Origin of the sequence: Streptomyces sp. 8K308 (assembly GCF_004348315.1) — a bacterium.
In the GTDB taxonomy this organism is placed as follows: Bacteria; Actinomycetota; Actinomycetes; order Streptomycetales; family Streptomycetaceae; genus Streptomyces.
The window spans coordinates 1-6,824 of the sequence record NZ_SMKC01000365.1 but is presented as its reverse complement, the minus strand read 5'-3'; the positions used below and the strand labels follow the sequence as shown (position 1 = coordinate 6,824).

Annotated in this window: 6 protein-coding genes and 1 pseudogene; 2 read left to right on the top strand and 5 right to left on the bottom strand. The window is 67.9% G+C overall.

All coding sequences use genetic code 11. The annotated features are described in order from the left end of the window. Positions 1 to 116: 116 nt before the first annotated feature. Positions 117 to 410 carry a hypothetical protein gene (locus E1265_RS31270; RefSeq protein WP_132934345.1) on the top strand — a complete coding sequence of 98 codons (294 nt, stop codon included), beginning with the start codon at positions 117 to 119 and terminating at the stop codon, positions 408 to 410. Between the two features lie 110 nt (positions 411 to 520). On the opposite strand, the gene E1265_RS31265 is transcribed toward E1265_RS31270, so the two are convergent. Continuing rightward, positions 521 to 742, bottom strand: a complete 222-nt coding sequence (locus E1265_RS31265; protein WP_132934344.1) for a hypothetical protein — start codon at positions 740 to 742, stop codon at positions 521 to 523. 194 nt (positions 743 to 936) lie between these two features. On the opposite strand from E1265_RS31265, the pseudogene E1265_RS31260 reads away from it, so the two are divergent. Then, a pseudogene (locus tag E1265_RS31260) lies at positions 937 to 2,313 on the top strand (IS1380 family transposase). Between the two features lie 294 nt (positions 2,314 to 2,607). Here the strand turns inward: E1265_RS31260 and E1265_RS31250 are convergent. From E1265_RS31250 to E1265_RS31235, 4 genes are all read right to left on the bottom strand, one after another. Further along, the gene (locus E1265_RS31250; protein ID WP_132934343.1) at positions 2,608 to 2,952 is read right to left on the bottom strand and encodes a hypothetical protein; all 345 of its coding nucleotides are present in this window, start codon (positions 2,950 to 2,952) and stop codon (positions 2,608 to 2,610) included. 265 nt (positions 2,953 to 3,217) lie between these two features. After that, a complete protein-coding gene (locus tag E1265_RS31245) occupies positions 3,218 to 3,472 on the bottom strand; it encodes a hypothetical protein (RefSeq protein WP_207931280.1) in 255 nt (84 codons plus the stop codon). Then, the gene (locus E1265_RS31240) at positions 3,473 to 3,787 is read right to left on the bottom strand and encodes a hypothetical protein (RefSeq protein ID WP_132934342.1); all 315 of its coding nucleotides are present in this window, start codon (positions 3,785 to 3,787) and stop codon (positions 3,473 to 3,475) included. A gap of 762 nt (positions 3,788 to 4,549) precedes the next feature. Next, on the bottom strand, positions 4,550 to 5,692 hold the full coding sequence (locus E1265_RS31235) for a low temperature requirement protein A (protein WP_165953942.1): 1,143 nt from the start codon (positions 5,690 to 5,692) through the stop codon (positions 4,550 to 4,552). Positions 5,693 to 6,824: the final 1,132 nt, after the last annotated feature.

The window sequence follows — 6,824 nt, the reverse complement described above, 5'->3', positions numbered from 1 at the left end:
GTGCTGGGCCGTGGGGCGGGGGCCTTGGACGTCCGGGTCCCGCCGTCCTCCTTCGATCGTGCGTCTGTGCGCGAAAGAGGTCCGCCGGGTGCCCGCCACGCGGCATAGTGCGAGGAGTGACCACCTCCTCGGGCCGCCTGGACGCCAGCTTCATCGCCGCCGCCGCGGCTCCCATCGCCGACGCACTCGCCACGATGGGGGAGCTCGGCATCCCCGTGCCTACCGTGGACGTGCTGATCTCGTACACCTCCCACGGCTGCGTCGTCCGCGTGGCCGACCGCCGCGCCGGATACGACCAGGAGGTGGCAGCGGCGTTCCAGGACGCCTTCGTCGCCGCCGGGTGGGGCGTGTCCCACTGCGAGACCGGCGGCCTCGTCCTCCACCATCCCTCGCGCCTGACCCGCAGCTGACCGCCGGAGCCCCACACACGTATGGTCGGCCCGCCGGGCCAGGAAACAGCAGGTCAGAGCCGGGATGGCGGCGAGCTAGGCACAGGGGCGGCACAGACCCTGAAAGCCGGCTACGGCGCCTGATCAGGCGGTGTCGCATCACCGGAGATCCCCGCGCGCCGCAGCGCATCCATGAGGGCGGCGCCGGTCTCGGGACTGGGGTTGGCGCGGAGTGCGGCGGCGGCCTGTTCGACCTCGAGGCGGGCTGAGGGTGGGGTGTCGCGCCACTGCGCGGCCAGCTGGTCCAGGCGCGCGGCGTCACCGGGCAGAGGTTCGGGGAGTTCGGAAACCATGGGCTGATCCTGACGTACCGGCCTGGCCGGCGGGCGGGAAGCCGCGCATCATCGTTCGGCGAGGACGACTAGCCTCGCGCTTTCACGGAGCGGGCCGTCCGGTAGGTGATCAAGTAAGCGAAAAGTGCCCCTGACCAGCGAGAATGAGGATTGCTGAGGTCCTTGTTCCCGCGTCCGTCGGAGGCACTTTCCAGGTGAGTAAGCGTATCGGGTCGTACCCGCGTGTCCGCGTCGAGGGCGATGGTCGCGGGGTGGTCTCGCAGGCTGGCGGGGTGCTGCTGGTGGAGACGGCCCGCCGGACCGGGCTGGAGGGGGCGATATCGGCGGCGCTGTCGCCGTGGCGGAAGGCCAGGGCGGTGCACGACCCGGGCAAGGTCCTGCTGGATATCGCGCTCGCGGTCGCGCTCGGCGGCGACTGCCTGGCCGATATCGCGATGCTGCGGGCCGAGGCGGGCGTGTTCGGTCCGGTGGCCTCCGACCCGACGGTCTCCCGCCTGATCGACACCCTCGCCGGCGCCGGTCCCCGGGCGCTTGCCGCGATCCAGCGCGCTCGGGCCGAAGTTCGCCAGAACGTCTGGCGGTTGGCCGGGAAGAACGCTCCGGATGCGGGCGGCGAGGTGATCGTGGACATCGACGGGGTGCTGGTCCTGGCACACTCCGAGAAGCAGGATGCGGCCGCGACCTGGAAGAAGACCTTCGGGCATCACCCACTGCTCGCGTTCGTCGACCACGGCCGCCAGGGCTCCGGGGAGCCGGTCGCTGGTCTGCTGCGGCCAGGCAACGCGGGCAGCAACACCGCCGCCGACCACATCGAGGCCACCCGTCTGGCACTGGCCCAGCTTCCGAAGAAGTAACGGCGTGGACGCCGGACGCTGATCCGCACCGACTCCGGCGGTGGGACGCACGCGTTCCTGAACTGGCTCACCCAGCGGGGGCGGTGGCTGTCCTACTCAGTCGGCATGGTCATCACCGAGCAGATCCACCAAGCCGTGCTGAAGGTGCCGGCCTCGGCCTGGAACCCGGCCGTCGAGCCGGACGGCGAGATCCGCGACGGCGCCTGGGTCGCCGAACTCGCCGGAGACTGCCTGGCCGGTTGGACCAAGGGGATGCGGCTGATCGTCCGCAAGGAACGGCCCCACCCCGGTGCCCAGTTGCGGATCACCGACGCCGACGGGATGCGCATCACCTGCTTCGCCACCAACACCAAGGACACCGCGATCGCCCGGCTGGAACTGCGGCACCGCCAGCGCGCCAGGGCCGAGGACCGCGTCCGCAACGCGCGCGACACCGGCCTGCGCAACCTCCCTCTCCACGCTGCCGCGCAGAACCGGATCTGGCTGGAGGTCGTCCAGATAGCGCTGGACCTGCTGGCCTGGATGCCTATGCTCGCCCTGACCGGCCGGGCCCGCCGGTGGGAACCCAAGCACCTGCGGCTGCGACTGTTCTCCGCCGCCGCCCAGTTGGTCACGACCGGCCGCCGCCGCATCCTCCGCCTGGCCCGCCACTGGCCCTGGACCGACGTGATCACCAGCGCGTTCGAGCGACTGCGCGTCCTGCCGAACCCCGGCTGACCAGCGACAACGACCTGTCCCGACGAACACCCACCAACCCCGGAGCCGTGGAACCCGGCGCCCACCCGACGCGACAGCCGGGCCACCAGCCTGCCTACCTGCAAAAATCCCCACTCCGAACGAGCCGAAAGGGTCCGTCAGCAAGCTGACGAACCCTCATGCAAGATCGAGGCTAGTGCCGCATCAGGCAACGTTCGCCCTGTCGACGAGGGCGCGTAGGCGTTGGTCGTCGGCGTGGCGGTTTCGCCAGATGATGCAGCGGCGGTCACGAGGCAAACGTTGCCTGATGCGGCATTAGCTACCCAACGTGGATAGGTCGTCGACACTCGTGACGCCGAGGAGTGTGAATACAGCCACGAAGACGCCGACAGTGGTTGTCCAAAAAGTAGCCCAGGTGGAGTTTCCCTTTTCGACCTCGCGTACCAGTTGTTTGCCGATTTGATAGAAGGCGTACATCGGGAAGAATATCAGACATATCATAATCCCCGCCTCCTCTATGGTTGCGTCACGGTCAGCCATGTTTACGGCGTTTTGGTACCTGGCCAAGAGGATGACTCCGGCTGCAAGCCCTCCCACCGCCCAGGCGCCGGCTGCTGAACTTTTGGGGCCCCTGTCATTGTTGTCGGTCTCGCTCGTCACGTTCCCCCCCGGTGGCGAAAACTCGCGCTCTCCGCTTATGTGTAGCGAAAGATATTACCAGGACGTGGGGCTCGGGTGGGTCGGATCCGTCTGGCCGGTGGATGCTTTCCGGATCTCCCTCGAAGAAAAATTCGCCCACTGCTTCAGCCGGACTCCAGCGCATGTCCTGGTCAACGGCGTGCGTAAGGGAACTTTTGCCTGGTCGCGCCGGGTGCGGGTGCGTTCTTCCGGGCGTCGCCGCCGGGCCCGTGATCATCCAGGAGCGTCAGAGGGTGTGGTCGATGAGCTTGACGGCGGTGATGGTGAGGGCGGCGCCGGCGACGTAGTACACGACGAACGCTCCGGCGACCGTTGCCTCGCGGCGGTCCTTCTCGCCGCGGATGGCGGTGGAGCCGTGGCCGTAGGGGTTGGTGCCGATGGTGCTGCTCATGGCGGTGTCGAACTCCCGCCTGCGCAGGCCGGTCATCTTGCGGCGGGCGACTTCGGCCTGGCCGGCGAACGCGATCCGATAGCGCGCCACCTACGCGGCCCCCTCGCCCTGCTCCTGGTGCTCACCGTCGACGTCGTCCTCGAGGAAGACGACGCCGGAGTAGTCGCCGGCCTCCAGCCTGGCGAACTCCGCCTCGACCTCGTCCCAGGCCTGCGGGTGGGTGCGCAGCGCCCAGTGGCCCAGGACGCGGGGCAACTCGTTCGCCGGGGTGGAGCCGACCTCGGTGTCGAACTCGCCGCGCTGCTGGGCGGGCAGGGCGGCGCGGATGCCGTCTATCGTCGCCGGCAGCTCGACCCGCTCGCCGTCCACGTACGTCGCCCACGTGGCCTCGGTGATCTCAGCCATCGCCGTCTCCCGCCTTCTCCTGCTCGCTGCTGCTCGCCACGGTACGCGGCCAGCCCCAGGCCGGGCAGCGATCTGCCCAAAGCAGCCTGCGACGCAAGGCGCGCGGCGCCGCCCGCGCGCCCCCTCCCGGGCCGCCAGACGTCGACGGCGACCGGGCCCCCAGGCGAGCGGGCCTTGACCGAAAGCCCCCACACAGCGGCAGGGCCGGCCCTACGCTGCCGACCATGACGAGCGAGCGAGTGGCCAGGTTTGGCTTTGTCCACGACTGGAGCAGCAGATGTTCACCGCTCCGGGAGGCACCCGCCGATCGAAAGGGGCGATGTTCGCGAGAACGGGAGGCGTCTGCCAGCACTCGGCAACAGTGTGAGGGCGGCTGCCACCTCCGCCCGTAGCCAGCGCATTTGCCCCGAGCCCCTGACGGGCGGCAGGCGGCGCCACGCCGGTCATCACCGAGCTGCTGCCCATTTTCGAGAATATCCGGCGCGGGCACTGCCTCCCGAACTGCTGTCGAAACGCTGCTCTGCGACGGGAACAGAGCCACTCGCCAGCTCATCGACGAAGCGTCCGCCTACGCGTACTTCTCGTTGACGCTCCTCAACATCTTCGGCACCGACGGGCTGGACCGCCGCACCGAGACCGCCGCCGACGACCTTCCCTATGGCGCACCCGGGACGCTGGCCGAAGTGCGCCAGAAACTCGCCGTCTTCCCCTACAGCGCTCGCACTCTGATGGAGATCCACCTGGGAGCTTCACGACCACCCCCTACCCACGCCCCTGATGGCCGTCAGCTTCCCGTGCCCCGTCCACGGGCACCGACCCTGAGGCTTGGGTCCTGTGTGATGCCAGGCGGTGGTCCACGGTGGCGATGGCCGTCAGGACAACCACAACCATGGTCATGCCGATCCAGCCGGCGATGGACGCTGTCGCTCCCAGCGGCACCGCGCACACCGTCCCGACCACGCGGTCGGTGATCCGTCCGCTTCCCAGCAAGCCTCGGTAGATGGCGTGTCCCACGAGAAACAGCGCTGTTCCGCAGCCCAGCCACCACTGGTGCGCATGACCGTCGAAGTGGTGGATGGCGTCGGTGATCCCCGCGGCAACCAGGATGATGCCGATGATCATCACGAGGTGTGCGCCGGTGAATGCGTAGTAGGCGAGCATTTGGCGACGGTGCTCGGTGGCCTTTTCGAACTCCGCGACCGCCCGGGTTTCATCCCCGTCGAAGTACACCCACCACAGCCCTGATGCCACGGCGATCCCCAACGCCACGCCGAGTGCCAAAGGCGCGTCCACCGCGTGGCTCTCCGATCCTTGGGCGCCAATCCCGATGGCAACCACCGACTCACCCAGAACCACCATCAGCAGCAGCGCATGCCGTTCCACGAAGTGATGGGGCTCAATGACGAAGCCGCGGATGCGGCCCAAGAAGGGCGATAGGTAGAGGACCGGCACAGCCGTGGCCCAGCACACCCAGCCCCATGCTTCCGGCAGGTGCGGGCCGACGAGTACGAGAATGCCGGCCGCGGCGTTGAACGGCATATTGCGAAGGATCGCCTGCCGCGCCGACGGGACATTGGCTGTCAGATAGACGATCCCGTGGATGGCAACGACGGCCAGATACGCCAAGGGGAACGCCCAACCCTCGGGCATGAAGGCATAAGGGACATCCAGCCCCATGATGAAGAAGCCGGTCATGGCAAGCATCAGCAGCAGGCGTACTTGCACGGCGTCCGGCCGCACTGCATTGGTGAGCCATCCGAACCCGCTGAACATCCACCACACGATGACCATCGGGAACAGTGCCTTGAGGAGACCCTCCCACCCGGGATGAGCCTCCACCGCGTGGGTGACCTGGGTGACGACGAAGACGAACACCAAGTCGAAGAAGAGCTCGGCCGGCGTCACCCTGCCCTGGGTACTCTCCGAAATCCACAGTCGCCTAGGAACGGGAGAAGTCTCGTTCCGTCGGGTTCTCCTCATGGGCGGTTCGCTTTTCCTCATCGGTACGAGTGGACAGCCTTCCGCCGGGACACCCGGTGGCGGCTCCTGCGCCCGAAAGGGGCGGTAGGAACGCCACAGTGCGCCTGCCCCCGCTCGCCGTGGCTGAGGTCAAGGGATTCCCTCTGGCGGCTGGCGGCCTCCAGATTAACTGATCTTTTCTGCGTGAGATCGGCGTGCCGGCCGGGTTCGCATCGCTGCTCTGGCCTTCTGAAGCAGCGCGGATCGCCACAATCCGCGGCGGAGACCTGAAGGCCCTTATTCCGCATTACCTCAGGCCCCGGCAGGGGGCCGGACTTCCCCCAGACCTCTGGGGCTGTTGAACGGTGAGAGCCTGACAACCAGTGGATCGGCCATGACCCGAAGGCTCAGTGAGGACGGTTTTCCGTTGATCACTGCGTCATTGGCCCGGGCACGGCACGTCGAGGTCCGTGGTGTCGGTTGCGGCCGCGCTCGAGGCCGGCAGCGGCACCGGCTCCCGGCTCGCGCTCGGCGGCGCAGGCACCAGCCGTTAAGTTTTGACGCACCCCACCGCACGTCCAACCGGTCGAAGAGCGACCAGGACCCGGCCGAATGGGTGGTGCCCGACCAGAACGCCGCCTGCCAGTACGTCGCCGACTGGACCGCCATCAAGCACCGCTGGCAACTCTCCGCGGACCAGTTGAAATGGACGCGCTCACCGAGGCCGCCGCCCAGCGCCAGGACGTTAACGTCCACGTCACGCTCGCCCCGTAGAACCGTTCCGTCCTGACGCGCCCAGCCGTGATTTCGACACTCATCAGTTCGCGCCGAGCTCCGTTCCTACGTCAACCCCACATGAGCAGCCACACGGCACTAACTTCCCGGTCTTGGGTTTTAGAAGCCGTATCTCAACCGGACGGTATCGGTTGATTCTTGCTGGTCAGGCATGGATTTGCTCGGGGTGAGGGAGGGATGCGGCGTCTTGTGTCCACTTCATGACCGAGGGGTGCGCGGTGGCGTTGGTGCTGGGAATGCTGGAGGAGCGGGAGGCGGCTGCCCGGGTGCGGGTGGAAGGTCT

Bases quoted from the DNA above. Each gene is read 5' to 3' on its own strand.
- E1265_RS31265 (WP_132934344.1), bottom strand. From the start codon at position 742: ATGGTTTCCGAACTCCCCGAACCTCTGCCCGGTGACGCCGCGCGCCTG.
- E1265_RS31240 (WP_132934342.1), bottom strand. From the start codon at position 3,787: ATGGCTGAGATCACCGAGGCCACGTGGGCGACGTACGTGGACGGCGAG.